We start from the raw sequence: 1,760 nt of genomic DNA on the forward strand, positions 1-1,760 counted from the left end.
CGCCGGCGAGCGAGGACAGGTGGTGCGCACCCTGCTGGGTCGCGGCTCGCCCAGCCTCGCGGAGGCATGGGAGCCCGACCCGGACGCCGTACCGCTCGATCCGCAGAGCCAGGCGCGCTACCGCCGCGCCTACGGCCGGTTCACTCGCAACTTCGTCGTGCAGGGCACCGGGGCCGAGTGGGCATTGTGCTGGATCGCCGACCTGCGCAACCGGCTGCGTCGTCTGGCCGTGGCCGACCGCCTGGAGCAGGGGCCGCACCTGGTGTTCTTCCTCCACGACGAGGTCGTCGTCCACACCCCGGCGGCGCTGGCCGGAGTGGTGGCCGAGGAAGCCGCCGCGGCCGCGGCGACGGCGTCCGCGCTGCTCTTCCGCGACCTGCGGATCGACTTCCCGCTCAACGTCTCGGTCGTGCGCTCCTACGCCGAGGCCGGCAAGCCGTAGGGGCCTCACCCGTCGGTGGTCACCCGCGCGGGGGTCGTGCTGGTCGTGCGGTGCCAGCAGGGTGGGGAACGTACGACATCCCCGAACGCGAAGGAGTCCACGATGACCGGACGACTCGACGGCAAGAAGATCGCATTCCTGATGGCCAACTCCGGGGTAGAGGAGGTCGAGCTGACCCACCCCTGGAAGGCGCTGCAGGACGAGGGCGCGACCACGGTGCTCATCGCCCCCGAGCGGGGCACGGTGCAGGCCTTCGAGAGCGACGTGGAGAAGGCGGGCACCTACGAGGCCGAGCTCGCCGTGGCCGACGCCGACGCGGGCGACTACGACGCCCTGGTGCTGCCCGGTGGCACGACCAACCCCGACCAGCTGCGCCTGGACGACGACGCAGTCGCGTTCGTGAAGGCGGTCGCAGCCAGTGGCAAGCCGATCGCGGCGATCTGCCACGGCCCGTGGACGCTCATCGAGGCCGGCGTCGTGGACGGCAAGCGGCTGTCGAGCTGGCCGAGCCTGCGCACCGACATCACCAACGCCGGTGGAACCTGGTTCGACCAGGAGGCCACCACCTGCGGCCACGGCGGCTACACCCTGGTCAGCAGCCGCAACCCCGACGACCTCGACGCCTTCTCGGCGGCGGCGATCGACGCGTTCGCGGGTTGAGGCTCAGCCTTCGACCGGGGCCACCGGCGTGACGTGGCCGACCGGTCGGGCGAGCGCGTTGACGGCGAGCGCGAAGACCGGCGGCAGCAGCCGGGCCGCCGGCACCAGCGCTCGCCTGATCGGCGCGGGTCGGGTGATCGTGACCAGCCCGGCGGTCAACCAGCGGTAGCGACGGGTCAGCGCCACCCAGGCCCGCTCGTAGTGGTCGGGGTCGCCGAGCACGACGGCCTCGACCGCGGCCCGGGCTTGCCCCATCGCGAGCGCGACGCCCTCGCCGGTCAGCGCGTCGACGTAGCCGGCAGCGTCACCGACCAGCAGCACCCGCCCCGTCGTACGACGCCGGGCGCCCTGGCGCAGCGGACCGGCCCCGCGCACGGTGCTGGCCTCTTCTGCCCCCTCGAGGCGGGCGAGCAGGTCAGGAAACTCCGCGAGGTGCTCGGCGTAGGTGCCGCGCCGCGACGACAGCACGGCGACGCCGACGAGGTCGTCGCCGACGGGGGTCACGTAGGCCTCGGCGTGGCGGCCCCAGTGCACCTCGACGTGGGAGGTCCAGGGAGCGACGTGCACGTGCCGGCGCAGTCCGTGGCGGGCATGGCGACGCTCGCGGGCGGTGCCGGTGCGCGGCTCGTCGAGGCCGAGGGAGCGGCGCACGGGGGAG

At 73.8% G+C, this 1,760-nt stretch carries 1 protein-coding gene and 2 pseudogenes; 2 read left to right on the top strand and 1 reads right to left on the bottom strand.

Annotation, left to right across the window (positions count from 1 at the left end; translation table 11 throughout):
* Together VOI19_RS19060 and VOI19_RS19065 are read left to right on the top strand one after the other, a co-directional pair.
* Positions 1-442 (top strand): annotated as a pseudogene (locus VOI19_RS19060) (bifunctional 3'-5' exonuclease/DNA polymerase); the annotation flags it as partial.
* Positions 443-544: 102 nt separating this feature from the next.
* Positions 545-1,102 carry a DJ-1/PfpI/YhbO family deglycase/protease gene (locus VOI19_RS19065; RefSeq protein WP_323794505.1) on the top strand — a complete coding sequence of 186 codons (558 nt, stop codon included), beginning with the start codon at positions 545-547 and terminating at the stop codon, positions 1,100-1,102.
* A gap of 3 nt (positions 1,103-1,105) precedes the next feature.
* Here VOI19_RS19065 and VOI19_RS19070 read toward each other — a convergent pair.
* A pseudogene (locus VOI19_RS19070) lies at positions 1,106-1,760 on the bottom strand (monooxygenase); the annotation flags it as partial.

The sequence above is a fragment of the Nocardioides sp. genome, from assembly GCF_034670285.1.
GTDB lineage: Bacteria > Actinomycetota > Actinomycetes > Propionibacteriales > Nocardioidaceae > Nocardioides.